This is a genomic window from Streptomyces pactum, from assembly GCF_002005225.1.
In the GTDB taxonomy this organism is placed as follows: Bacteria; Actinomycetota; Actinomycetes; order Streptomycetales; family Streptomycetaceae; genus Streptomyces; species Streptomyces pactum_A.
In genome coordinates this window covers 4,432,625-4,456,134 of the sequence record NZ_CP019724.1, presented here as the reverse complement: position 1 = coordinate 4,456,134, position 23,510 = coordinate 4,432,625, and the positions used below count along the sequence as shown (strand labels likewise).

25 protein-coding genes are annotated in these 23,510 nt (G+C 69.3%); 14 read left to right on the top strand and 11 right to left on the bottom strand.

The window, feature by feature from the left end:
* Positions 1–11: 11 nt before the first annotated feature.
* Complete coding sequence (locus tag B1H29_RS18845; protein ID WP_055422091.1) at positions 12–1,517, bottom strand: cytochrome ubiquinol oxidase subunit I; 1,506 nt, start codon at positions 1,515–1,517, stop codon at positions 12–14.
* Between the two features lie 211 nt (positions 1,518–1,728).
* Between B1H29_RS18845 and B1H29_RS18840 the strand changes: the two genes are divergently transcribed.
* Positions 1,729–2,103, top strand: a complete 375-nt coding sequence (locus B1H29_RS18840) for a cyclophilin-like fold protein (protein WP_055422092.1) — start codon at positions 1,729–1,731, stop codon at positions 2,101–2,103.
* 25 nt (positions 2,104–2,128) lie between these two features.
* On the opposite strand, the gene hisC is transcribed toward B1H29_RS18840, so the two are convergent.
* Entirely contained in the window at positions 2,129–3,208 is a 1,080-nt protein-coding gene (gene hisC / locus B1H29_RS18835; RefSeq protein WP_055422093.1) for a histidinol-phosphate transaminase, read from the bottom strand.
* Between the two features lie 401 nt (positions 3,209–3,609).
* On the opposite strand from hisC, the gene B1H29_RS18830 reads away from it, so the two are divergent.
* From B1H29_RS18830 to B1H29_RS18820, 3 genes are all read left to right on the top strand, one after another.
* Entirely contained in the window at positions 3,610–4,722 is a 1,113-nt protein-coding gene (locus tag B1H29_RS18830) for a LacI family DNA-binding transcriptional regulator (protein ID WP_079160308.1), read from the top strand.
* Positions 4,723–5,116: 394 nt separating this feature from the next.
* Positions 5,117–6,223 carry a metallophosphoesterase family protein gene (locus B1H29_RS18825; RefSeq protein ID WP_079160307.1) on the top strand — a complete coding sequence of 369 codons (1,107 nt, stop codon included), beginning with the start codon at positions 5,117–5,119 and terminating at the stop codon, positions 6,221–6,223.
* Positions 6,224–6,405: 182 nt separating this feature from the next.
* Complete coding sequence (locus B1H29_RS18820; protein ID WP_055422096.1) at positions 6,406–7,275, top strand: hypothetical protein; 870 nt, start codon at positions 6,406–6,408, stop codon at positions 7,273–7,275.
* 24 nt (positions 7,276–7,299) lie between these two features.
* On the opposite strand, the gene B1H29_RS18815 is transcribed toward B1H29_RS18820, so the two are convergent.
* Together B1H29_RS18815 and B1H29_RS18810 are read right to left on the bottom strand one after the other, a co-directional pair.
* Positions 7,300–8,769, bottom strand: a complete 1,470-nt coding sequence (locus B1H29_RS18815) for a VWA domain-containing protein (RefSeq protein WP_055422097.1) — start codon at positions 8,767–8,769, stop codon at positions 7,300–7,302.
* Positions 8,770–8,834: 65 nt separating this feature from the next.
* Positions 8,835–9,269 (bottom strand): winged helix-turn-helix transcriptional regulator, encoded by a 435-nt coding sequence (locus tag B1H29_RS18810; protein ID WP_055422181.1) that lies wholly within the window; start codon positions 9,267–9,269, stop codon positions 8,835–8,837.
* Between B1H29_RS18810 and B1H29_RS18805 the strand changes: the two genes are divergently transcribed.
* Entirely contained in the window at positions 9,261–9,689 is a 429-nt protein-coding gene (locus B1H29_RS18805) for a YybH family protein (protein WP_055422098.1), read from the top strand. The genes B1H29_RS18810 and B1H29_RS18805 overlap by 9 nt on opposite strands.
* A gap of 52 nt (positions 9,690–9,741) precedes the next feature.
* Here the strand turns inward: B1H29_RS18805 and thiC are convergent, their stop codons facing one another.
* Positions 9,742–11,538 carry a phosphomethylpyrimidine synthase ThiC gene (gene thiC / locus B1H29_RS18800; protein WP_055422099.1) on the bottom strand — a complete coding sequence of 599 codons (1,797 nt, stop codon included), beginning with the start codon at positions 11,536–11,538 and terminating at the stop codon, positions 9,742–9,744.
* 253 nt (positions 11,539–11,791) lie between these two features.
* On the opposite strand from thiC, the gene B1H29_RS18795 reads away from it, so the two are divergent.
* Positions 11,792–13,327, top strand: coding sequence for a YibE/F family protein (locus B1H29_RS18795; RefSeq protein ID WP_055422100.1), 1,536 nt, complete (start codon positions 11,792–11,794; stop codon positions 13,325–13,327).
* A 59-nt stretch (positions 13,328–13,386) separates the two neighbouring features.
* Here the strand turns inward: B1H29_RS18795 and B1H29_RS18790 are convergent, their stop codons facing one another.
* From B1H29_RS18790 to B1H29_RS18775, 4 genes are all read right to left on the bottom strand, one after another.
* Entirely contained in the window at positions 13,387–13,824 is a 438-nt protein-coding gene (locus B1H29_RS18790; protein ID WP_055422101.1) for an SsgA family sporulation/cell division regulator, read from the bottom strand.
* Positions 13,825–13,923: 99 nt separating this feature from the next.
* The gene (locus B1H29_RS18785; protein WP_055422102.1) at positions 13,924–14,637 is read right to left on the bottom strand and encodes an IclR family transcriptional regulator; all 714 of its coding nucleotides are present in this window, start codon (positions 14,635–14,637) and stop codon (positions 13,924–13,926) included.
* Positions 14,638–14,966: 329 nt separating this feature from the next.
* Complete coding sequence (locus B1H29_RS18780; protein ID WP_007388908.1) at positions 14,967–15,179, bottom strand: DUF5326 family protein; 213 nt, start codon at positions 15,177–15,179, stop codon at positions 14,967–14,969.
* A 176-nt stretch (positions 15,180–15,355) separates the two neighbouring features.
* Positions 15,356–15,673, bottom strand: a complete 318-nt coding sequence (locus B1H29_RS18775) for a cupin domain-containing protein (RefSeq protein WP_055422103.1) — start codon at positions 15,671–15,673, stop codon at positions 15,356–15,358.
* 59 nt (positions 15,674–15,732) lie between these two features.
* On the opposite strand from B1H29_RS18775, the gene B1H29_RS18770 reads away from it, so the two are divergent.
* From B1H29_RS18770 to B1H29_RS18745, 6 genes are all read left to right on the top strand, one after another.
* A complete protein-coding gene (locus B1H29_RS18770; RefSeq protein WP_055422104.1) occupies positions 15,733–16,110 on the top strand; it encodes a phage holin family protein in 378 nt (125 codons plus the stop codon).
* Positions 16,111–16,115: 5 nt separating this feature from the next.
* Positions 16,116–16,610, top strand: a complete 495-nt coding sequence (locus B1H29_RS18765; RefSeq protein WP_055422105.1) for a low molecular weight protein-tyrosine-phosphatase — start codon at positions 16,116–16,118, stop codon at positions 16,608–16,610.
* Entirely contained in the window at positions 16,607–17,785 is a 1,179-nt protein-coding gene (locus B1H29_RS18760; RefSeq protein ID WP_055422106.1) for a cystathionine gamma-lyase, read from the top strand. The genes B1H29_RS18765 and B1H29_RS18760 overlap by 4 nt, the downstream gene beginning before the upstream one ends.
* Before the next feature lie 241 nt (positions 17,786–18,026).
* Entirely contained in the window at positions 18,027–18,932 is a 906-nt protein-coding gene (locus B1H29_RS18755; protein ID WP_055422107.1) for a LysR family transcriptional regulator, read from the top strand.
* A gap of 68 nt (positions 18,933–19,000) precedes the next feature.
* On the top strand, positions 19,001–19,483 hold the full coding sequence (locus B1H29_RS18750) for an NUDIX domain-containing protein (protein WP_055422108.1): 483 nt from the start codon (positions 19,001–19,003) through the stop codon (positions 19,481–19,483).
* Positions 19,484–19,629: 146 nt separating this feature from the next.
* Entirely contained in the window at positions 19,630–20,496 is an 867-nt protein-coding gene (locus B1H29_RS18745; protein WP_055422109.1) for a GNAT family N-acetyltransferase, read from the top strand.
* A gap of 104 nt (positions 20,497–20,600) precedes the next feature.
* Here B1H29_RS18745 and B1H29_RS18740 read toward each other — a convergent pair whose 3' ends face one another.
* Positions 20,601–21,020, bottom strand: a complete 420-nt coding sequence (locus B1H29_RS18740; RefSeq protein WP_055422110.1) for a GlcG/HbpS family heme-binding protein — start codon at positions 21,018–21,020, stop codon at positions 20,601–20,603.
* Positions 21,021–21,135: 115 nt separating this feature from the next.
* Positions 21,136–22,347, bottom strand: coding sequence for an MFS transporter (locus B1H29_RS18735; protein WP_055422111.1), 1,212 nt, complete (start codon positions 22,345–22,347; stop codon positions 21,136–21,138).
* Between the two features lie 138 nt (positions 22,348–22,485).
* Here B1H29_RS18735 and B1H29_RS18730 point away from each other — a divergent pair, with 138 nt between their 5' ends.
* Positions 22,486–22,950 carry a MarR family winged helix-turn-helix transcriptional regulator gene (locus B1H29_RS18730; protein WP_055422112.1) on the top strand — a complete coding sequence of 155 codons (465 nt, stop codon included), beginning with the start codon at positions 22,486–22,488 and terminating at the stop codon, positions 22,948–22,950.
* A 58-nt stretch (positions 22,951–23,008) separates the two neighbouring features.
* The gene (locus tag B1H29_RS18725) at positions 23,009–23,461 is read left to right on the top strand and encodes a GNAT family N-acetyltransferase (RefSeq protein WP_055422113.1); all 453 of its coding nucleotides are present in this window, start codon (positions 23,009–23,011) and stop codon (positions 23,459–23,461) included.
* Positions 23,462–23,510: the final 49 nt, after the last annotated feature.

Here is a 23,510-nt window from a genome sequence, read left to right as displayed (position 1 = left end):
GCTCCCTCGGCCTAGTACGAGAAGGCCATCGGCTTGTCGGCGTCACGGAGGTCGCCGCCGATCTTCGTGGGCGGGTTGAGGTCGGCCTCGGTGAGCTCGGGCGGGCCCGCCTTGACGTACTTGGCGAGCAGCCTGACCTCGATGACGGCGAGGATGGCGTAGAGGGTGGTGAAGACGACCATCGACGTGATGACCTCCGCCTGGGAGACACCGGGGGAGACCGCGTCGCGGGTCTGCATGACGCCGTAGACGACCCAGGGCTGCCGGCCCATCTCGGTGAAAATCCAGCCCCAGGAGTTGGCGATCAACGGGAACGCCATCGTCCAGAGGGCCAGGAGCCAGTACAGGCGGGTGAGTCTGGTACCGAGCGGTTTGCGCAGCAGCACCAGGCGCGGCACCTCGTCCTCACCGGTCCGCAGAGCGGGCGGGAGCAGGAACTTCTTCCGCGTCAGCCACAGGCCCAGCAGGCCCAGGGAGAAGGACGCCATCCCGAAGCCGATCATCCACCGGAAACCCCAGTAGGCGACGGGAACGATGGGCTTGTAGTCACCCGGGCCGAACTCCTCTTGCAGCGCCTTGTTGGTGTCGTTGATGCCGGGCACGTACGAGTCGAAGTCACTGTGGGCGAGGAAGGACAGCAGTCCGGGAATCTCCAGGGCGACCTTGTTGTGGCCCTTGTCGACGTCTCCGTAGGCGAAGACGGAGAAGGGCGCCGGCTCCTCGCCGTCCCACAGGGCCTCGGCGGCGGCCATCTTCATCGGCTGCTGCTCGTACATGACCTTGCCGAGGGTGTCGCCGCTGACCGCGGTGAGCACGCCACCGACCGCCAGCGTCACCAGGCCGAGCCGGAGCGAGGTCCGCATCACCGGGATGTGCTTCTTGCGCATCAGATGGAAGGCGGCGATGCCGACCATGAAGGCGCCGCCCGTCAGGAAGGCCGCCGAGAAGCTGTGGAAGACCTGGTTGAGCGTGGTGTTCTGGGTCAGGACCGCCCAGAAGTCGGTCAGCTCGGCGCGGCCCTTCTCCTCGTTGATCCGGTAGCCGACGGGGTGCTGCATCCAGGAGTTGGCCGCGAGGATGAAGTACGCCGACAGCAGGGTGCCGATCGAGACCATCCAGATGCAGGCCAGGTGGATCTTCTTGGGCAGCTTGTCCCAGCCGAAGATCCACAGGCCGATGAAGGTGGACTCGAAGAAGAAGGCGATCAGCGCCTCGAAGGCGAGCGGCGCGCCGAAGACATCGCCTACGAAGCGGGAGTAGTCGGACCAGTTCATGCCGAACTGGAACTCCTGCACGATGCCGGTGACGACACCCATCGCGATGTTGATCAGGAAGAGCTTGCCCCAGAACTTGGTCGCTCTGAGGTACTTCTCCTTCTCCGTGCGGACCCAGGCGGTCTGCAGTCCGGCCGTGAGGGCGGCCAGCGAGATCGTCAGCGGGACGAACAGGAAGTGGTAGACGGTCGTGATGCCGAACTGCCATCGCGCCAGCGTCTCCGGCGCCAGAGCCAAGTCCACGTCGTCAGTCTCCTTACATCGCCACAGCGCCGTGGTCAGCGGCGGTTTGAGCGTGTATGTCACACCTATCTCGGGTGCAACCGGGACACGCTTGTGAACGCGTTCACATTCACAAGCAATTATGACGTACAGCTTTTCGACACCGGAAGGGGGGTCCCCTGTGACGTCAACCCCCTTGGCAAGAACTTCAACAACTTGTTGAATTCGCCGCATAAAGATACTGATCTCATGGCCTGCGGGGCACCTCACCGCAGCGCTCGACGACACCCCGACCACGCAGGCGCTCCTCAAGGCCCTGCCATTCACCTCCTCGGCCCACACATGGGGCGAGGAGGTGTACTTCGACACGGGTGTGTCCGTTTCACGTGAAACGGACACCCGGCAGGTCGTCGAACCGGGCACCGTCGCCTTCTGGACCGACGGCGACGCGCTTGCACTGCCGTACGGACCCACGCCGATCTCGCGAGGCGAGGAGTGCCGCCTCGCGAGTCCCTGCAACGTCCTGGGACGTCTCAACGGCGACCCGCGCCTGCTGGCGACGGTGCGCGACGGCGACCCGGTACGCGTCGAGCGCGTCGACACGTAGGACCACTACAGCGGTCCTGAACTGCCTACAGCCCCTTGCGGAACTCCTCCGACACCTTGAGGAAGATGTCGTTCGCCTCGCTCTCCCCGACCGTCACCCGCACACCCTCGCCCGGGAACGGCCGGATGACCACGCCGGCCTGCTCACAGGCGTCGGCGAAGGCGACCGTGCGCTCCCCCAGGCGCAGCCACACGAAGTTGGCCTGGGTCTCGGGCACCGTCCAGCCCTGCGCACGCAGCGCGTCGACCACGCGCGTGCGCTCGCACACCAGCGAACCGACCCGGCCGATCAGCTCGTCCTCGGCACGCAACGAGGCGATCGCCGCCTCCTGCGCGATCTGACTGACCCCGAAGGGCACCGCCGTCTTGCGCAGCGCCGCCGCCACCGGCTCGTGGGCGATGGCGAACCCGACCCGCAGGCCGGCGAGGCCGTACGCCTTGGAAAAAGTACGCAGGACGCAGACGTTGGGCCGCTCACGGTAGATCTCGACGCCGTCCGGCACCTCGGAGTCGCGGATGAACTCGCGGTAGGCCTCATCCAGGACGACCAGCACATCACTCGGCACCTGATCGAGGAACCGCTCCAGCTCGGCCCGCCGCACCACGGTGCCCGTCGGGTTGTTCGGGTTGCAGACGAAGATCAGCCGGGTGCGGTCGGTGATCGCGGCCGCCATCGCGTCCAGGTCGTGCACGTCGCCCGGTGTCAGGGGCACCTTCACAGACGTCGCGCCGCTGATCTGCGTGATGATCGGATACGCCTCGAAGGAGCGCCAGGCATAGATCACCTCGTCGCCCGGACCCGAGGTCGCCTGGATGAGCTGCTGGGCCACGCCGACCGAGCCGGTGCCGGTGGCCAGGTGGGAGAGAGGCACACCGAACCGGTCCGACAACTCGCCCATCAGGGACGTACAGGCCATGTCCGGGTACCGGTTGAACGACGAGGCCGCGGCCGTCACCGTCTCCATCACACCCGGCAGGGGCGGATAGGGGTTCTCGTTGGAGGACAGCTTGTAGGCCACCGGGCCACCGGCCGCTGCGGGCTTTCCCGGCTTGTAACTGGGGATACCCTCCAGCTCGGCGCGCAGCTTGGGGCTCGTCTCGCTCACCGCAGTCCTCCTCGTGACCACCACCGGCATCGAATACTTCTCACCCTATGAGGATTCGGCGCCGCTGCGTATAGGTGAGGTCAGACCTCCTCCGTCACACCAGCATCAGGGGCATCAGTGCACGAAGGCGCACGATTCGGGGGGCGCGCCACACATATATCTACGCGCCGGTGGCTCGCGCCGTAGCGCGCATCCCTCGTGCAGGTGAGTTGAGACCTCTTCGCAACATCCACCCCTTGGCAGGCCTTCACTGGTCGACACGTCAGGTAGTGGGACGAGTTCGCCCAACTGGCTTACTTTCCAAGGCCGTTAGGGCTTAATGATCATGCAGAAACGTGACTGTCAACGCGTGCATATGCGTCCGCCCTACCCCACCCCATGAGCCCTACTATCGGCTCGCCATGACAGCAGCAGGGAAGCACCAGGTGAGCCGCGCGGAAACCTCACGTCGAGGCAGTCGGCCGGGCCGGGCGGGTATCAGGGACGTGGCCGCCGCCGCCGGAGTATCCATCACTACCGTCTCCGATGCCCTCAACGGCAAGGGCCGACTCCCGGATGCCACCCGGCGCCATGTGCGCGAGGTCGCCGACCGACTGGGCTACCGCCCCTCGGCCGCCGCCCGCACGCTCCGCACCGGCAAGTCCGGACTCATCGGCCTGACCGTGACGACGTACGGGGATGAACCTTTCACCTTCACCGAGTTCGCGTACTTCGCGGAGATGGCGCGCGCCGCCACGTCCGCCGCGCTCGCCCGCGGATACGCCCTCGTCATCCTCCCGGCGACCTCCCGTCACGACGTGTGGTCCAACGTCGCACTGGACGGCACGGTCGTCATCGACCCGTCGGACCACGACCCGGTCGTCAGCGAACTGGTACGCCAGGGTTTACCGGTCGTCTCCGACGGCCGCCCGGCCGGCTCGCTCCCCGTGACCGCCTGGGTCGACAACGACCACGAGGCAGCCGTACTCGGCATCCTCGACCACCTGGCCGACGCCGGTGCCCGCAGGATCGGCCTGCTCACCGGCACCACGACCGACACGTACACCCATCTGTCGACCACCGCCTACCTGCGCTGGTGCGAACGCGTCGGCCAGGACCCGGTCTACGAGGCCTACCCGGCACACGATCCGTGTGCCGGCGCCGTCGCCGCCGACCGGCTGCTCGCCCGCCCCGACCGGCCCGACGCCGTCTACGGCCTGTTCGATCCGAACGGCACCGACCTGCTCGCCGCCGCCCGCCGCTACGGGCTACGGGTCCCGGAGGACCTGCTGCTGGTCTGCTGCAGCGAGTCCACCGTGTACGCCAGCACCGAGCCGCCCATCACCACCCTGTCGCTGAAGCCCCGCCGCATCGGCACGGCGGTGATCCAGGTCCTCATCGACGCCATCGAGGGGCTCGACTCGGATCACCCGGTCGAGCAGGTGATACCGACCGAACTGATGGTGCGTACGTCGTCGCAGCGCCGCCCGCCCCGGACGACGGTCAGCCCGCCGCGGTCGCCCGAGGGCGAGTAGGGCCACCGTCCGGGAAGCGGGAAGCGGGAAGCCGGGGCCCGGCTGACGCGCCCCCGCGGGTGCGACGGCGGCCCCGCGGGTGCGGCGGGGCGGCCCCGCGGGTGCGACGGCCCCCGGGAGGTGAGCCGACGGCGGTCCGCGGGTGCGACGCCGCTCCCGGACGGAAGCGGCAAGGGCTGCCAGAACGGCACCCGGCACGTCCGGGGCATGATCACATCATCGTTGCGGACGGGCGAAGCCCGCCCCAATCGGGGCGAAAGCCGCGCTGAACCGGAGTCCTGTTCTGATTCACCACCCCTGGGTCATCACACAGCGCGATCCGCATTCCTATGATGGGCCCACACACCGCGGGCCGCTGCGACCAGGCAGTCCGAAGCGGTGCAGATGCGGCGCGATGGTGGAGGGGTCGATGACTCAGGGGGCCGGTCAGGGACCCGAGGTGGAGCGGACGGCGACGGTACGCGACTTCAGGGTGCCCGCGTATGTGCACGAGACCGCTCCGTACGCCGCCACCGGCACGCACACGGGCGACGCCGCGCCGCCCTCCGAGGAGGAGCACGAGGAGCCCCTTCCGGAGGGGTACACACCCACTCAGCGGGATCTGCCCGTCATCCGTCGGGGTGACACCGTCCAGGTGGCCGTCGACCCCGAGCCGGTCCCGGTACAGCAGCCCGCCAGGGGCCAGGGCCCGCTGTTCGTCGTCGGCGACGTGCACGGCTACCTCGACGAGCTGCTGGCCGCCCTGCGGGAGAAGGGCCTCATCGACGCCGCGGGCCAGTGGTGCGCCGGCACCTCCCGCCTGTGGTTCCTCGGCGACTTCACGGACCGTGGCCCGGACGGCATCGGCGTCATCGACCTGGTGATGCGGCTGTCCGCCGAGGCCGCCGCGGCCGGCGGCTACTGCAAGGCGCTGATGGGCAACCACGAGCTGCTGCTGCTCGGCGCGAAGCGGTTCGGCGACACGCCCGTCAACTCCGGCGCGGGCACCGCCACCTTCCAGGCGGCCTGGCTGCTGAACGGCGGTCAGAAGACCGACATGGACCGACTGCAGGACCACCACCTGCAGTGGATGGCCCGCCTCGACGCCCTCGAAGCGGTCGACGGCCACCTCCTGGTCCACTCCGACACCACCACCTACCTCGACTACGGCCGCTCCATCGAGGAGGTCAACGACACCGTCCGCGAGACGCTCACGCGCAACGACGCGGAAGAGGTGTGGGACCTGTTCCGCAAGTTCACCAAGCGCTTCTCCTTCCGCGACGAGGGCGGCGCGGACGCCGTGCGCTCCCTGCTGGACACCTACGGTGGCACCCGGATCGTGCACGGCCACAGCCCCATCCCCTACCTGCTGGGCGAGGTCGGCTCCGAGGACGGCGAGGACGACACGCGCACCGCGGTCGAGGGCCCTCACGTCTACGCGGACGGGCTGGCCATCGCGATGGACGGCGGCGTGACCATGGCCGGGAAACTGCTGGTCCAGCAACTTCCGCTCGACGCCTGACCATTCACCGGACGGGTTTACACACGGCGGTGTCCGTACAGCTCGGCACCCAATTTCTGGAAACCCCCTGTCACCCCCCACCGTCACCGCTCTACCATCGGCTTATCCGTAGCAGGCTCCCCTCCGTTTCTGCCCGACGGCTCGTTGGCATGCGAGCCCCAAGCCCTACGGAGCATCGGGGGATGCACATGAACAGCGTTCCGCAGTACCTGTCGAACGAGGACCGCCGAGAGTACGAGCGGGTCCTCGAAGAGGCGCTGCGCTCCGCACCACACCGCCCGGAACTGGCCGCTGTCGGACAGCGGCTCAACTCCGAACAACTGCGCACCATGGCACTCAACGCCACCGCCCTCATCACCGCGGCGGCCGCGACCGAGTACCAGCACTACGTGAAGGTCCGCGAGGAACTACGCCACCCGGCGCCGCCCGCACGGATGTCGTCGACGCGTGAATCCGGCTCAGACGAGCCGGGCACGGGCACGGCGGGGCTCGCCGCCACCATGGGCGAGGTCGCGGAGGCGACCGGAGCGGGCGCCGTCGCCGTCGTCGCCGTCCTGGCACCCGTGCTGGCCGGTACCGCCGCGGCGATCTTCCTGCTCGTCGGCTACCTCCTGAAGATGCTCGATCCGGGGCAGGCCTTCGCGCAGACCATGCTCACCACCGGCTGGGTGTTCGGGGCCGTGACCGCGGTGGCGATCCTCGTCGCCGCGGTGGGACTGCTGCTCACCGCGCTGCGCAACCGCCCCTCCACCGAGTCCGGCCGCTACGGCGAACTCGACGAGGAAGTGGTCCGGGCCAGGGAAGCCTGGCAGGAAGCCCTGCTGGAACGAGGCATCCTCCCCTTCCTGCGGGAGGCACTCGCCGAACCGGGCACCACGGCACTGCACCGCACGGCACCGGCGGCGCCGAGCAGCCGTATGCCGCACCTCGGATACGGCCGCCCGGGGTTCACGAGCCCGGACGGCGGCCCCGAGGCGGGCCCGCGTCCGCGCTACTCGAGCCCGGACTACAGCAGTCCGGACTTCGGTGGCCCGGAACACCGGCCCGAATAGCCACCGGCCCGGGCGGGCGGCGGATCAGAGGATGCCCGCCCGGCCGGCGGCAGCGATCCAGGACGGGAACTCGGAGAGCAGGCGGTCGTACAGCTCCGGGTCCGGGACGGTGCTGATGTCGTCGACGGCGAAGAAGCCGACGTTGTCGACGCGGCGGCCCGGCAAGGTGTCGAAACGCTCCAGCACCCCGTAGTTGGACCGACCGAGCCCCACGAACTGCCAGAAGACGGGTTCCTCCACCGCTTCACGCAGCTCCCGCTCGATCTCGGCGTTGCGGTAGACACCGCCGTCGGAGAAGAACAGCACCAGGGTCGGAGCCGACGCCGGGTTGTCCCGGACGTAGGCTCGGACCTCGGCGATCACCTTCTGCTCCTCGTTCTGGATGCCGACGGCCCGCATGTCTACCTGCTCGGGGTGCAGGCCCTTCTTCCTGCCGCGACGGAAGAGGCTGATCTCCCCCACGCGTACGTGCAGCCGCAGCCACCCGGGCAGGTCGCCCAGGCGGAGGTCGGGCAGGCGCGCCGGGTTCGAAGCGAAGGTCCAGGCCTGCATCTCACCGTCGTCGTCCAGTTGCGCGGCGACGGCGGCCATCCGCTCCACGACGTCCGCGACCACGCCCTTGGAGTAGAGGAACGACATGGACCCGGAGGCGTCGAGGACCAGGATGACGCGCGCGGTCACACCGGCCGCCCCGTGCTTGATCAAGCTGACCGCTACCTGCTCCTTGCGCAGGGACAGTCGCTTGCGCATGTCGACGGGAAGGCGTTCCTCGCCCTTGGTGAGGCGGGGGCCCGCCCCGGTGTCGGCCGGCGACGGAGCCTGGGCCGGTGCGGCGGGCGGGGCCGGGGCCGGGGCCGGGGCCGCGGGCGGAGCGAGCGAGGCCGGTGGGGCAGGTGGGGCAGGTGGGGCAGGTGGGGCAGGTGGGGCCGACGGCATGGGCACCGGGGGAGTGTCGTCCACGGTGATCCCGAAGTCGGTGGCGAGACCGGCGAGTCCGGAGGCGTACCCCTGCCCGACCGCGCGGAACTTCCACTTCCCCTGGCGCCGGTACAGCTCGCCGCCGACAAGGGCGGTCTCCGTCCCGGCAGACATGTCGAACCGGGCCAGCTCGGTGCGGGTCCCGGCGTCCAGCAGTCGCAGTGACAGGCCCGGGACCTGACCGAAGGTCCCGCCGTCCGCCGAGGCGCACAGGACGATGCGGTCGACGGCCGGTTCCACCAAGCGCAGGTCCACCTCGATGACGTCGGTCGTGACACCCGCGGCGGCACCGGAGCCGCCCTGCTTGCCCAGGTGTCCCACCGCGTCGGACGCGTGGCGGGGCTGGTTGTAGAAGACGAAGTCGCCGTCGTCCCGCACACGTCCGGCCGAGGTGAGCAGCAGCGCGGAGGCGTCGACCTCGGGGACGCCCGGTCCGGCGGACCAGACGAGTTCGACGCGCACCGCGGGGGAGTCGACGGCGAGGTTGGCGCCCTTGCTCAGGGAGGTGGCTGTCATGCGCCCAGTCTGCCGAGCGCGCTCCTGGGTGGGGAGGGGGCAGGCCCGGCGGCCTGTCCGGACGATCACTCGTCCCCGGAGCCGGCATGGGTCAGACGCAGCAGTTCCTCACCGGTCGCGTACAGCTCGACCAGCAGCGATCGCAGGGTCCGGCCCGCCTCCGTCAGCTCGTACCGAGTCCGCACGGGAAAGCCGGGCAGCCGCTCGGCCTGCACCAGGCCCCGTTCCTGGAGGGCGCGGAGCCGTTCGCTGAGCACCTTGGCCGACAGCTCGGGGAGCAGCGTCCGCAGCTCCGTGAAACCTCGGGGGCCACCCATCAGTTCGCGTAGCAGCAGGGTGGTCCAGCGCCCCGAAACCGCGGCGAGAGCGACCTCGACCGGGCAGCCGGGCTCGGGGCGGCGGGTACGGCCCCGCGGACCTGGAACCAGCTCCGCGTCCCACGCGTGGGTTTCCGTTTGGTGACCCATGTCGAGCGGCTGTTCGCTTGCCACATGACGCATTCCCCCAGTGTGCCCCTGGCCCGCCGTGCCACCGATCACCCCCTCGTTTTCGCCAAAGCCTTCAACACCTTCGATCCCGCGGCCCTCGACCGGCTGTACGAGCCGGACGCCGGCTTCGTGCCGACGCCGGGCCGCCTGGTCACCGGATCGGACCGGTTCCGGGCCAACGACGGCTTCCTGAGCCTGCGCGTGCCCATAGAAGTGACGCCACGACACACCTACGTCGTCGGTGACCTGGCGCTGCTGATCGTCGACTTCGTCATCGACGGTGTCGCCGCGCACGGCGGCCAGGTCCACATCGAGGGCACCGCGACCGACGTGGCTCGTCGTGGGCCGGACGGATTCTGGCGGTACGCGATCGACAACCCGTTCGGGGTGGCGAGCCCTCCCGAGCGGACGCCGGCCCCCGGTTCACGCTGAGCGCCCCGCTCCCCGTGCACAGAGTCGCTCAGCGTGCGGCCGGAGCAGTGACTCAGTCGGCCAGCGGCAGGTACACCCGGTTTCCGTGTGCCGCGAACTCCTTCGACTTCTGGGCCATGCCCGCCTCGATCTCGGACTTGCTGCCTCCGTGCTCCCGCCGGATGTCCTGCGAGATCTTCATCGAGCAGAACTTCGGCCCGCACATCGAGCAGAAGTGGGCTGTCTTGGCGGGCTCGGCCGGCAGCGTCTCGTCGTGGAACTCCCGTGCCGTGTCCGGGTCGAGCGCCAGGTTGAACTGGTCCTCCCACCGGAACTCGAAACGTGCGTCCGACAGCGCGTCGTCCCACTCCTGCGCACCTGGGTGACCCTTGGCGAGGTCGGCGGCATGGGCGGCGATCTTGTAGGTGATGACGCCGGTCTTGACGTCGTCACGGTTGGGCAGGCCCAGATGCTCCTTGGGCGTGACGTAGCACAGCATGGCCGTGCCCCACCAGGCGATCATCGCGGCACCGATACCGGAGGTGATGTGGTCGTACGCCGGCGCGACGTCCGTCGTCAGCGGGCCGAGCGTATAGAACGGAGCTTCATCGCAGATCTCCTGCTGAAGGTCGATGTTCTCCTTGATCTTGTGCATCGGGACATGTCCCGGGCCTTCGATCATGGTCTGTACGTTGAAACGCTTGGCGATCGTGTTGAGTTCCCCGAGCGTGCGCAACTCGGCGAACTGGGCCTCGTCGTTGGCGTCCGCGATGGATCCCGGCCGCAGGCCGTCGCCGAGGGAGTACGTGACGTCGTAGGCGGCGAGGATCTCGCAGAGTTCCTCGAAGTTCTCGTACAGGAACGATTCCCTGTGGTGCGCCAGGCACCAGGCCGCCATGATCGAGCCGCCGCGCGAGACGATGCCGGTCTTGCGGTTCGCGGTCAGCGGTACGTACGCCAGGCGCACGCCCGCGTGAACCGTCATGTAGTCCACGCCCTGCTCGGCCTGCTCGATGACCGTGTCCTTGTAAATCTCCCAGGTCAGCTCCTCGGCCCGGCCGTCGACCTTCTCCAGGGCCTGGTAGAGCGGCACCGTCCCGATGGGAACGGGGGAGTTGCGCAGCACCCATTCGCGCGTGGTGTGGATGTTGCGGCCGGTGGACAGGTCCATGACCGTGTCGGCTCCCCACCGGGTCGCCCAGGTCATCTTGTCGACCTCCTCCTCGATGGAGGACGTCACCGCCGAGTTGCCGATGTTGGCGTTGACCTTCACCAGGAACCTCTTACCGATGATCATCGGCTCGATCTCCGGGTGGTTGACGTTGGCGGGCAGTACGGCACGGCCCGCCGCGATCTCCTCCCGGACCACTTCCGGCGAGACGTTCTCCCGGACGGCCACGTACTCCATCTCCGGTGTGATCTCACCCCGGCGTGCGTACGCGAGCTGCGTGACCGCGTTGCCGTCCCTCCCGCGGCGCGGCTGGCGCGGCCGTCCAGGGAAGACGGCGTCGAGGTTGCGCAGGCCGCCCCGCGGTGAGGTGTGCTTGAGTCCGTCGTCCTCGGGACGGACGGGACGGCCCGCGTACTCCTCGGTGTCGCCGCGGGCGATGATCCAGTTCTCCCTCAGCGGCGCCAGGCCCCTGCGGACGTCGGTGTCGACCAGTGGATCGGTGTACGGGCCCGAAGTGTCGTACAGCGTGACCGACTGCCCGTTGGTGAGGTGCACCTGACGAACCGGCACCCGCAGGTCGGGGCGTGAGCCCTCGACGTACGCCTTGTGCCAGCCGACGGACTTCCCGGCCTCCGTGGTCTCCTCCTGGGCGGAGTCGTTCTGTGCGGAGGCAGGCGTGCGTGCGTCCTTGATGGTCATGAGACCTACTCCCTACGCCGGCATTACCCGGTAACAGGTTCGGCGGTCGACGCAGCGGCTTCCGTCTGCTGACGCTCCGTGGGAAACATCACTCGGATTCGGTGACGTTTCCCGTGAAACATCGCTGGGACGGAGGTCAGCGCCCTCTCAGCCCGGTGCTCCGAGCTCCCGCGTGTACAAAGGTGCCTCCACGCTAGCGTCAATTCGGGCGCGGTGAACAGAGGGCCCCCCTCGTTCTTGCGATGATCGGTCGGTGACCACACCGCAGCATCCCCCGTTCCCGCCGCACGAGCCCCGCCGCGGACCGGGCACCGAGGACGGCAATGGCCGCGGAGCCGGCCCCGCCCCTTCCGGTGCTCACGGCGCGGGCGGTGGCAGACATGACGCGGGCGGTGGCAGACATGACGCGGGCGGCGGTCCCGGCGGTCCCGGTGGGCACGAAGGCCCCGGTGGGCACGACGGCTCCGGCGGGCACGGACACTCGCACGCCCACAGTCATGGACCGGCGGCGCCCGTCTCCCGGCATCTGCGGAAGGTCATCGCCGCGGTCCTCATCCCGTTCGCCACGGCGGTACTGGTCGGCCTCGCGGTGCTGTGGCCGGGTGGCGCGCCGCCGCACGAACGCACCGGGGTCGGCTTCGACCGGCAGACGCAGGATGCCACCGTGACGAAGGTGGTCGAGCTGAGCTGCCAGTCCGTCAACGCCTCGGGCGTCCCTCCGACCGGTGACACCTCCACCGCCGAGGGCTCCTCCGCGGTGCAGCAGGCCAACGGCGACTGCAAGCGGGCGACGATCCGGGTCGACAGCGGCAAGGACAAGGGCCGTACATTCACCGAGATCGTGCAGCCGGACCAGTCACGGCAGTTGCACGAGGGCCAGAAGGTGGTGGTCGCCTACGAGCCCTCCGCACCGAGGGACCTGCAGTACTCGGTGACCGACATCAACCGCGGGCTGCCGATGGCCCTGCTCGCCGGCATCTTCGCGCTCGCCGTCGTGGTCGTCGGACGGCTCAGGGGTCTGATGGCCCTGGTCTCACTGGCCATCAGCTTCCTGCTGCTCAACTTCTTCATCCTGCCCGCGATCCTGCAGGGGTCGAACCCGCTGGCCGTGGCGGTGGTCGGGTCCAGCGCCATCATGCTGATCGCGCTGTATCTGTGCCACGGCCTGTCGGCCCGTACGTCCGTGGCGGTGCTCGGCACCCTGATCTCGTTGTTGCTCATCGGTGTGCTCGGATCGCTGTTCATCGGCTGGGCAGCGCTCACCGGCAACACGGACGACAACACCGGCCTCATCCACGGCCTGTATCCGACGATCGACATGAGCGGCCTGCTGCTCGCCGGGGTCATCATCGGTTCGCTCGGTGTCCTCGACGACGTGACGGTCACCCAGACCTCGGCGGTATGGGAACTGCACGGGGCCAACCCGACGATGGGCTGGCGCGGGCTGTACCGCGCGGGCATCCGGATCGGCCGCGACCACATCGCCTCGGTTGTCAACACGCTCGTCCTCGCCTACGCGGGCGCCGCGCTGCCCCTGCTGCTGCTCTTCTCGATCGCGCAGAGCGGGGTGGGCACGGTCGCCAACAGCGAATTGGTGGCGGAGGAAATCGTGCGCACACTGGTCGGCTCGATCGGCCTGGTGGCGTCCGTTCCGGTCACCACGGCCCTCGCGGCCCTCGTCGTTTCGGCCGACCGCACCGCTGGTCTCCCGGCGGCCCAGGCCGCCGGGACGGCGCCGGGTGCCGGCACGACGCCCGTACGCGGGCGGGGCCGTCGGCGTAAGCGCTGATCCGTTCACGGCGGCAGCGGCGAAGCGTTACGCCACCGCCGTGGAAGTGCCGTAACGGTTCAGCCCGCGCTCTGCTCCTCCGCCAGGATGCGGTCCAAAGCCTCGTCGAGGTGCGCGTCGAAGTCGGCGAGCGCACCCTCCTGGCCCAGCGGCACCAGCTTGTCGGTCCGGTCGAGGAACGCCACCAGAGGCGCCGCCGACGAGCGGAACAGCGCCTGGTCGCTGCCGACCTGAAGCCGGATCAGCACCTCGGCCAGCGGCTCGGGATCGACCGGGGCGATACGTACATCACCGTCACCACACGGTCGGCCCACCCCGTCGACCAGCAGTTCCCGGCCGAAGGCCCAGGTAACCGGCGCATCCCCGGGCAGGTGGAAGGTCAGGCGCACGGCATAGGGATCACAGGTCTCGTAGCGCAGCTCCACCGGAATGCGGAAAGAAAGCTCCTCGGACACGAGAAAGCTCATCATGACCTCTGCCTGTACGGACTCGCCCATCGCCTACCCCGTCATTCGCCGTCGACTGGCCGGGAATCAAACCTCTAACACTGGTGGCATCTTGCTTAACGTACACACCAGATCACAAGGAGTGAGTTTTCAGATACTGATAGAGATCGCGAGCGACCCCAGAAGTCGGCCCACCTCGTCCTGCAGCCGCTCCGCCGCGGACAGCAGCCGGTCGGCCTGGTGGAGGGGCAGAGAGATGGCCATCGTGGCGGCCGTGGTGCCGACGGTGATCGGAATCGCCGCGCAGACCGTCCCCAGGGCGTACTCCCGGCGCTCGACCACCGGCGTCATCCGCCGCATGCGTTCCAGCCGCCTCAGCAGGGCATTGCCATCACGCACCGTGTACGGCGTGACGGGTTGCACCGGGTAGCGGTCCAGGTGGTCGCGGCGGGCGTCCTCGCCCAACTGCGACAGCAGGCACTGCCCGATCGCGTGCGCGTGTCCGGTCTCGCGGAAGTCCGCCCACTCCTCGACCGCCGGGGCGCCCGGGGTGTCGGAGACACACATGATCTCGATGTCGCCGTCGCGGTACATGGCGTAGTACACGGGAACGCCGATCGCGTCCCGCACGTGCGCCAGCGCGTCGACCACGGTGCTGCGACGTTTCTGCTCGGCCCCGCTGCTGCTCAGCCGCTCGGCGGCCTCGCCGAGGAAGAACAGGCCCTTGTCACGGCGCAGATATCCCTCGTGCACCAGAGTGCGCAGCAGGTGGTACGCCGTGGGCAGCGCCAGCCGTGTCTCACGGGCCAGTTGTTTGGCGGGAGCTCCGTACTCGTGTTCGGCGACGCACTCGAGAAGGCGCATCGCCCGCTGCACGGAGCCGATGAGCGTCGCGGACGGTGGGTCTGCGGAGGGGGGAGCCGTGGGGGATGTCCGAGGCGTCGAATGGGGCTGCACGGGCAGGCCGTGCAGTGGGACGAATGCGGTGTCGGCCGTGGCCAAGGGTCACTCCCGGAACGCGAGGGGGCTGCCCGTGCGGGGAACACGGGGGGTGTACGCCACTCGCGGGGTGACCCCCGCGGGAGTTCCGGACTCTAACCGTCGGTCACCGCTCGCCGACGGCTCGTCCGGGAAACTTCCCTCGCGCGAGGGAACCGGTGATTCCTGTTACCGCCACCGGTGTCCCACAGTTCTCACCAGTCGCTGCGCGACGACGAACTCGACATGAACTTGCGTACGACGTAGATCAGTCCGCCGACGAGCGCGACGAAGACCAGCAGCTTGAACAGCAGTCCGATCACGAAACCGACCACGCTGGCGATCAGCCCGCCGAACACGACCAGGGCGATGACCGGCACCGCGATCCACTTCACCCACCACGGCAGTCCCGTGAAGATCTCTCGCATGGCCCTCGTCCTTACCTTTCCGCCCGTTCGAGTGCCGGGTCGTCCTCAGACCGCCCGGAATCCCTTGGGAATCTTCGATGTCCTGCACTCGATGCTAGGGCCGCGCGGGCCCCGGCAGGGCTCTCGCATCCCTTGTCTCCCCCTGACCGATCCCCTAGGGAACCCGGGGCCGCGGCTCAGCTCTCGGGTGGAGAGAACACCACCAGAACCCGCAGGTCCTCACTGATGTGGTGGAACTTGTGGGCAACCCCGGCCGGCACATAGACCACGCTGCCGCGGGCGACCTCGGTGGTCTCCATGCCCACGGTGATCGCGGCCCGACCGCTCACCACGAAGTACACCTCGTCCTGCGCGTGCGGCTTCTGCGGGTCCGCCGTACCCGCGTCGAGGGCGTACAGGCCGACCGACATGTTCCGCTCGCGCAGGAACTGCAGGTAGGCACCGTCGTTGGCGGCGCGCTCCGCCTCCAGTTCGTCCAGCCGGAATGCCTTCATCGCCTCGTCCGCCCCTGCCTCACCGTTCGATTCCGATCGCGTCTGCCACGATCAGACACATGAAGAATTTCCTAGTCAAGACGATCGCCAACGCGGGCGCCCTCGCGGTCGCCGTGTGGCTGCTCGACGAGATCACCCTGACCGGCGGCAGCACCGGCGAGAAGGCCGTCACGCTGATCGTGGTCGCCCTGGTGTTCGGGGTGGTGAACATGCTGGTCAAACCGATCGTGCAGGTGCTGACCTTCCCCCTGTTCATCCTCACCCTCGGCCTGTTCACGCTGATCGTCAACGCGCTGATGCTGTTGCTCACGTCGTGGCTGGCCGACAAGCTCGACCTGAGCTTCCACGTGGACGGATTCTGGACCGCCGTCCTGGGCGGCCTGATCATCTCGATCGTCTCCTGGGCCCTCAACGCGTTCCTGCCCGACAAGGACTGATCCCGATGACCTACCGCGTCTGTTTCGTGTGCACGGGCAACATCTGCCGCTCTCCGATGGCCGAGGCCGTCTTCCGCGCGCGCGTGGAAGACGCCGGGCTGGACGGCCTGGTCGAGGCCGACAGTGCCGGCACGGGCGGCTGGCACGAGGGCGAGGGCGCCGACCCGCGCACCGTGGCCGTCCTGGAGGAGAACGGCTACGGCATCGACCACACGGCCCGCCAGTTCCTGCCGTCCTGGTTCTCCCGCCTGGACCTCGTCATCGCCCTGGACACCGGCCACCTGCGGGCACTGCGCCGCCTCGCGCCCACCGAGCAGGACGCGGCCAAGGTACGGCTGCTGCGGTCCTACGACCCCGCCGCCGGCGGCGGAGACCCCGACGTGCCGGACCCCTACTACGGGGGCGTGGACGGCTTCGAACAATGCCTTGAGATGGTGGAGGCGGCGAGCGGCGGACTGCTCGCCGCGGTACGCGAGGAAGTGGAAGGACGGGCGGCATGAACGATTCCGCTACGAACGACGGGGCCGGTACGGGAACCGAGAGGGGACATTCCGGCGCCGGTGACGGTACGCGCGCGGTGCGGGCCGGGTTGCCCGAGCCGGTCAAGCACGAGCCGACGCTGCCCGGTCCCGTGTTCGCCGCCCACTTCCATCTGCCGGGCGAGCCGACCGGCCCGTACACCTACGGCCGGGACGAGAACCCGACCTGGACCCACCTCGAGCGCGCCATCGGTGAGCTGGAGGCGCCCGGACAGGACGGCGTCGAGACGCTCGTTTTCGCTTCCGGCATGGCCGCGATCTCCTCGGTGCTCTTCTCACAGCTACGCGCCGGTGACACGGCCGTCCTGCCCGACGACGGCTACCAGGCGCTCCCCCTGGTCCGCGCCCAGCTAGAGGCGTACGGCATCGAGGTGCGCACCGCGCCGACCGGCCAGGACGCCCAGCTCGGTGTCCTGGACGGGGCGAAGCTGCTGTGGATCGAGACGCCGTCCAACCCCGGTCTCGACGTGTGCGACGTAGGGCGGCTCGTCGAGGCGGCCCACGCGCGTGGCGCCCTGGTCGCCGTCGACAACACACTCGCCACGCCGCTGGGGCAGCGCCCGCTGGAACTCGGCGCCGACTTCTCGGTGGCCAGCGGCACCAAGCAGCTCACCGGTCACGGCGACGTCCTGCTGGGCTACGTGGCCGGCCACGACGCCGGGGCGATGACCGCCGTGCGGCGGTGGCGCAAGATCGTCGGCGCGATTCCCGGCCCCATGGAGGCCTGGCTCGCACATCGTTCGATCGCCACCCTCCAACTGCGCGTGGACCGGCAGAACGCCACCGCGCTCAAGGTGGCCGAAGCCCTCCGGGCGCGGCCCGAGATCACCGGTCTGCGGTACCCGGGGCTGCCCGACGATCCCTCGCACGAGATCGCCTCGCGGCAGATGCTGCGCCACGGGTGCGTCGTCTCCTTCACGCTCCCCACGCGCGCGCGTGCCGATCGTTTTCTCGACGCGCTGCGGCTCGTGGAGGGCGCGACGAGCTTCGGCGGCGTGCGGTCGACGGCCGAACGGCGCGGACGCTGGGGCGGCGACGCGGTGCCCGAGGGCTTCATCCGGCTCTCGGTCGGTGCGGAGGATCCCGAGGACCTGGTGGCGGACCTGCTGCGCGCGCTGGAGGAATCGGCGGACTGACCGCCGCCGCACAGCCGCCGCACAGCCGCCGTGCTGATCGCGGCCGAGAGCGACGGGCGGTCCGAGCCTCCCCCCTCGTGGCTCGGACCGCCCTCCGGTTCCGCGGGCGAAGAACCGCGCGATTAAGGCTAGTTGACTCTCTGTCAGTGTTCAATCACAGTAGCGACAGCGACCTATCGACATATTTATAGCTGGGCGCATCCGGAGGGCTGGAGGAGAACAGAAGAGGGAGGGGATTTCCATGGATCTGGCCCTGCTGCGCACCTTCGTGACCGTGCACCGAGCCGGTTCTTTCACCCGCGCCGCGGCCTTGCTCGGCCTCTCCCAGCCGGCCGTCACCTCGCAGATTCGCACCCTGGAACGCCAGCTCGGACGCCCCCTGTTCTTGCGGCAGGCCCGCGGCGTCACCCCGACGACCATCGGCGACGAACTCGCCCACAAGGCCGCGCCGCATCTCGACGCCCTGGTCGAGATCGCCGAGGTCGGGGTGGACGACGACTCCTCACTCAAGACCCTGCATCTCGCCGGACCACCCGAGTTCACCGCTGAGCGAGCTCTTCCCGTACTCACGGAACTCACCGGCGAGGACGGACAGGGCTTCACCCTGCGCGCCTCGTTCGGAAACGCCGAGGAGACCCTGGAGGGACTGGCTGCCGGGCATCACGATCTGGCCATCGGCACGGCCCGGCCGCGTGGCGCGCTGCTCACGGCGACTCCGCTCTGCGACGAGGAGCACGTCCTGGTCGCCGCGCCCCACTGGGCAAAGCGGGCCGGCTCCGGAAGGCTCCGGCACTCCGCCGCACCCGCTCTGGAACATGTCCCCGTGGTCGAGGTGCACGAGTCGCTGCCCTTCGTCGCCCGTTACTGGGCATCCGTCTTCGACGCCCGCCCGGCCGCCCCGGGCACGGTCGTCGCCCCCGACCTGCGTGCGGTGCTCGCCTGTACGGTCGCGGGTGCCGGGCTCGCCGTACTGCCCCGCTATCTGTGTGCCGGGGCACTGGAGCGCGGTGACGTGGTCGCCCTGCATGAACCGGCGGTGCCGCCGCTGCGGACGTACTTCCTGGTCGTGCGTACCGGCACCCTGGCGATGCCGCACATTGCCCGGGCCCATGAGTGGCTGTTGCGTGCGGCCGCCGACTGGAACTGAGCCCGATGATCTCGCGACTGGGCAGGCCACAATGTTTCACGTGGAACCAGCCGGGCCACATTTCTCCCATGACCGTCCGACCCGTGGTCAAGCGCACCGCCCGTGCCGTCCTCCTGGACGGCGACCACCTGATCCTGATCAAGCGCACCAAGCCCGGCGTCGACCCCTACTGGATCACTCCTGGAGGTGGCGTCGAACCGGACGACACCAGCGTCGTGGATGCCCTGCACCGCGAGGTGTACGAGGAACTCGGTGCCAAGATCACCGATGTGGTCCCCTGCTTCGTGGACACGGTGGAGCACATCGGCGAGGACGCCGGCACGACCGGGGTGAAGGTGCAGCACTTCTTCGTCTGCCACCTGGAGTCCATGGACCCGGCGCTGCGGCACGGCCCCGAAGTCGACGAGCCCGCCGGTGAGTACGAGATCGTCCGGGTGCCGTTCACGCGGGTCGGGATCGCCTCCGTCCACCTCGTACCGCTGTCGCTGCGGCACTACCTGGACGGCAACATCGAAGGCGTGCGTGCCATGCACGCTCCCGACCTCGGCTGACACCGGCGGCAGTCGGCCTCCCAGGCCCGTACGGCGTCCAGCGGATGACGGATCGCTGTGCACTCGGCCACCACATGGCCAAAAGCTCGCGTGTTCCCTCGGAAAGTGGTGGACGCGGGCGGCCCCCGTCGGACAGCCTGACCTGCGTGCCGACACCTTCCCTCGCCTCTCTGCCGATCCGCCGCCTGACGCTTCGCGATCTCACCGCCTGCGCCGACCTGTCCGAGGACCGGGGGTGGCCGCGCGAAGAACACAAGTGGGGATTCCTCCTGACGGCCGGGGCGGGGTATGGCATCGACGATCCCCAAGGCGGACTCGTCAGCGCCTGCACCGTCACCGAGTACGGGCCGCCCGGACGTCCCTCCCTCGCCGCCATCGGCATGGTGCTCGTCGCCGAACGACACGCCCGTCAGGGTGTCGGACGCCGGCTGATGCGTCATGTCGTCGCCGCACTGGGCACCATCCCCCTGACCCTGCACGCGACCCCGAACGGCCGGCCGCTCTACGAGGAGCTCGGCTTCAAGGCCACCGGCCGGGCGGAGATGCTGCGTGGGCGTTTCACTCCGGGCGGGCCCGAGCCCAGGATCACCACGCGCGCGGCCACTGCCGAGGACCTCGCCGCGATCCTCCGCCTCGACGGGGAGGTGTTCGGAACCGACCGCACCCACATCATCACGCGGCTGCCCGCCTTTGCCGACCAACTGCGCGTCGCCGAGGAAGACGGCCGGCTCATCGGGTATGCCGCGGCCTGGCCCAACATGGACACCCACGTCGTGGGTCCGCTGATCGCCCACGACACCGAGACGGCCAAGGCGCTGATCGGCTCCCTCGCCGCCCGCACCGACCGCCCGCTGCGCACGGACATCGACGCACGGCACGTGGAGCTGCTGGCCTGGGCGAAGGAGCGCGGCCTCGCCTTCGTCGCCCCCAACGCGGTCATGACGTACGGGATCACGGAGCTGCCCGGGGACTGGCACCGGCGGTTCGCTCCGCTGACGGTGGCCGCGGGCTGACCCCTTCGTCGCGGCCCGGCCCGCGGGGTAGGACGGCGTCCGGTACGACGAAGCCGGTTCCCGGCGAGATCCCGGAAACCGGCTTCGTGGAACGGCGGCCGGCCTCAGGCGAGGACCTCCACGGCTGACCCGGCGAAGGCGTGGTCCTGCTCGGGTGCGCCGCCGCCGATCCCGATCGCGCCGATCAGCCGGCCGTCGCGGTGCACGGGCACGCCGCCCGCGATGAACAGAAGCGGCCGGTCGAGCGCCGTGGGCAGTGTGTGGAAGGGGCCTCCCGGCTGAACGGCGTCGACGAGGTCGGCGGTCGGCGCGTTCAGTTGGAGCGCCGTGTAGGCCTTGCGGGTGCTGGTCTCCCCGGAGATCAGCACGGCTCGGTCGTCGCGCCGGAAGGCGAGGAGGTGTCCGCCGGCGTCGAGGACCGTGACGCTGACGGCGACCCCGGCGGCTCCGGCTGCGCGGTGGGCCGCGGCGACGAGGGCTTCGGCGTCCTGGATGGTGAGCGGGGCGACAGCGGTGGTGCTCATGGGAGATTTCTCCTTGGTTGCTGCTGAGTGGTGTGGTGCCTCAGGCATTTCGAGGCGGTAGGAAGCGCGCGGCGCGGGGACTGCCCTGGCCCCGCGACCTCGCGGCCGGGAGCGTTCAGTGGTCTACGGCGACGGCCTGTTCTTCTGCGGGTACGGAGCCCGCGGCGACCGCGCCGGGGGCTCCGTCGCGCCGTTCAAGAGCCGCCGAGAGGAAGGCGAGGACCAGCGCGGTGGCGGCGAGCACGGCACCGACCCAGTTCGGGGCGGTGTAGCCGAAGCCCGCGGCGATGACGACGCCTCCGAGCCAGGCGGAGAGCGCGTTGCCGAGATTGAAGGCACCGATGTTCACGGCCGAGGCGAGCGTCGGGGCACCGTGCGCGTGGTCCAGGACGCGCTTCTGCAGCGGCGGGACCGTGGCGAAGCCGAGGGCTCCGATCAGGACGATGGTCACAGCCGACGCGGTCTTGTTGTGCGCGGTGAGCGTGAACAGGGCCAGGACGACGGCCAGGGCGCCCAGGGAGACGTACAGCATCGGCATCAGGGCGCGGTCGGCGAACCTGCCGCCGACGAGGTTCCCGCCGACCATACCGAGGCCGAAGAGGACCAGCAGCCAGGTGACCGAGCCCTCGGCGAAGCCCGTGACATGGGTCATCATCGGCGCGATGTAGGTGATGGCCGCGAAGACCCCGCCGAAGCCGAGGACGGTCATGGCCATCGCGAGCAGGACCTGAACGTTCTTGAACGCGGCCAGTTCGTGGCGCAGTCGCACGCCCTCCGCCCTGGGCATGTCGGGGACCAGCTTGGCGACTCCGGCCAGACCGACGACACCGAGCGCGGCGACGGCGGCGAAGGTGACGCGCCAGCCGACGGACTGCCCGACGAGTGTCCCCAGCGGGACGCCGACGACGTTGGCGACGGTCAGTCCGGTGAACATCGTCGCGATCGCGCCAGCCTTCTTGTGCGGGGCGACCAGGTCGGCCGCGACGACCGAACCGATGCCGAAGAAGGCGCCGTGGGCAAGGGAGGCGACCACGCGGCCGATCAGCATGACGGAGAAGGCCGGGGCGAGGGCGGAGAGCAGGTTGCCGACGATGAAGAGGCCCATCAGCAGCATCAGCATCCGCTTCCGCGGGACCTTGGTGCCGAGGACGGTCATCAGCGGGGCGCCGAACATCACGCCGAGCGCGTACCCGGTCACCAGGAAGCCGGCGGTGGGGATGGAGACTCCGTAGTCACCGGCGACCTCGGGCAGCAAGCCCATGATCACGAACTCTGTCGTTCCGATTCCGAAGGCCCCGATCGCGAGGGCCAGAAGCGCGAGAGGCATGGAGGATGTACCTTCCCAGACGATTGCAGAAGCGCTTTACGTGCCTTCACAATAGTTGCATACGCGGGCTACATGCAATCGCTGGCATTTGCGGGCTTGGGATAGGCTGGTCTCAGCCGCTCCGGGACGGAGGAACACATGACAGCCACGGACCCCGCGCTCACCGCCCTCTCTCAGGGCTGGTGCGCCCTCTCCCTGTTGCACGGACGGATCGAGGCCCACATCGAGCGCGCTCTGCAGGCAGGACACGACCTGAGCGTGCGCGAGTACTCCCTGCTCGACGTGCTCAGCCGGCAGCACGACGGCGATGGAGGTCATCTGCAGATGAAGCAGGTAGCCGACGCCGTCGTCCTCAGTCAGAGCGCCACCACTCGCCTGGTCACCCGGCTCGAGGACCGGGGGCTGCTCGAGCGTTATCTGTGCCCCACCGACCGGCGAGGCATCTACACCAACGTCACCGCGGCCGGCCTCGAGCTGCTGGACGAGGCACGGCCCACCAATGACGCCGCACTGCGTGAGGCCCTCGACGAAGCAGCCGGGAATCCCGACCTCGCCCCGCTGGTCCGGGTCGTGGAAACCCTCAGGACGCCGGTTCCCGCCTAGCCGGTGGTGGCGGACTACGCCGTGACCCTCCCCGCCCGCTCTGCGTAGGGTGCGGGACATGGGAGATCTTGAGATACGGCCCACCGCCCAGGACGACATCCCGGCGGTCGTCGCGATGCTCGCCGACGACCCGCTGGGTGCCCAACGCGAGTCACCGCACGACCTGAGCCCCTACCTGGCAGCGTTCGAGCGGCTCAGCGCCGATCCGAACCAGCATCTGGTCGTCGCCGTCCGCCACGACCGAGTCGTCGGCACGCTCCAGCTCACGATCATCCCCGGTCTGTCACGGCGCGGCGCCACCCGGTCGATCATCGAAGGTGTCCGCATCCACGCCGACGAACGCGGCAGCGGCCTGGGCACACGGCTCATCGAGTGGGCGGTCGACGAATCCCGCCGGCAGGGCTGTCACCTGGTGCAGCTCACCTCCGACAAAACCCGGACCGATGCCCACCGCTTCTATGAGCGCCTCGGTTTCTCGGCATCGCACACGGGCTTCAAGCTCCGGCTCTGACCGGGACCGCGCCAGTGCTGAGGGCCCCCTCGACGCGGGCCTTGTTTCA

Bases quoted from the DNA above. Each gene is read 5' to 3' on its own strand.
- thiC (WP_055422099.1), bottom strand. From the start codon at position 11,538: ATGACCATCAAGGACGCACGCACGCCTGCCTCCGCACAGAACGACTCC.
- B1H29_RS18775 (WP_055422103.1), bottom strand. From the start codon at position 15,673: ATGAAGGCATTCCGGCTGGACGAACTGGAGGCGGAGCGCGCCGCCAAC.
- B1H29_RS18750 (WP_055422108.1), top strand. From the start codon at position 19,001: ATGACCGTCCGACCCGTGGTCAAGCGCACCGCCCGTGCCGTCCTCCTG.
- B1H29_RS18755 (WP_055422107.1), top strand. From the start codon at position 18,027: ATGGATCTGGCCCTGCTGCGCACCTTCGTGACCGTGCACCGAGCCGGT.
- B1H29_RS18815 (WP_055422097.1), bottom strand. From the start codon at position 8,769: ATGACAGCCACCTCCCTGAGCAAGGGCGCCAACCTCGCCGTCGACTCC.
- B1H29_RS18765 (WP_055422105.1), top strand. From the start codon at position 16,116: ATGACCTACCGCGTCTGTTTCGTGTGCACGGGCAACATCTGCCGCTCT.
- B1H29_RS18740 (WP_055422110.1), bottom strand. From the start codon at position 21,020: ATGAGCACCACCGCTGTCGCCCCGCTCACCATCCAGGACGCCGAAGCC.
- B1H29_RS18825 (WP_079160307.1), top strand. From the start codon at position 5,117: ATGGTGGAGGGGTCGATGACTCAGGGGGCCGGTCAGGGACCCGAGGTG.
- B1H29_RS18805 (WP_055422098.1), top strand. From the start codon at position 9,261: ATGACGCATTCCCCCAGTGTGCCCCTGGCCCGCCGTGCCACCGATCAC.
- B1H29_RS18830 (WP_079160308.1), top strand. From the start codon at position 3,610: ATGACAGCAGCAGGGAAGCACCAGGTGAGCCGCGCGGAAACCTCACGT.
- B1H29_RS18785 (WP_055422102.1), bottom strand. From the start codon at position 14,637: ATGCGCCTTCTCGAGTGCGTCGCCGAACACGAGTACGGAGCTCCCGCC.
- B1H29_RS18810 (WP_055422181.1), bottom strand. From the start codon at position 9,269: ATGCGTCATGTGGCAAGCGAACAGCCGCTCGACATGGGTCACCAAACG.
- B1H29_RS18820 (WP_055422096.1), top strand. From the start codon at position 6,406: ATGCACATGAACAGCGTTCCGCAGTACCTGTCGAACGAGGACCGCCGA.
- B1H29_RS18735 (WP_055422111.1), bottom strand. From the start codon at position 22,347: ATGCCTCTCGCGCTTCTGGCCCTCGCGATCGGGGCCTTCGGAATCGGA.
- B1H29_RS18790 (WP_055422101.1), bottom strand. From the start codon at position 13,824: ATGGGCGAGTCCGTACAGGCAGAGGTCATGATGAGCTTTCTCGTGTCC.
- B1H29_RS18780 (WP_007388908.1), bottom strand. From the start codon at position 15,179: ATGCGAGAGATCTTCACGGGACTGCCGTGGTGGGTGAAGTGGATCGCG.
- B1H29_RS18770 (WP_055422104.1), top strand. From the start codon at position 15,733: ATGAAGAATTTCCTAGTCAAGACGATCGCCAACGCGGGCGCCCTCGCG.
- B1H29_RS18725 (WP_055422113.1), top strand. From the start codon at position 23,009: ATGGGAGATCTTGAGATACGGCCCACCGCCCAGGACGACATCCCGGCG.
- B1H29_RS18730 (WP_055422112.1), top strand. From the start codon at position 22,486: ATGACAGCCACGGACCCCGCGCTCACCGCCCTCTCTCAGGGCTGGTGC.
- B1H29_RS18760 (WP_055422106.1), top strand. From the start codon at position 16,607: ATGAACGATTCCGCTACGAACGACGGGGCCGGTACGGGAACCGAGAGG.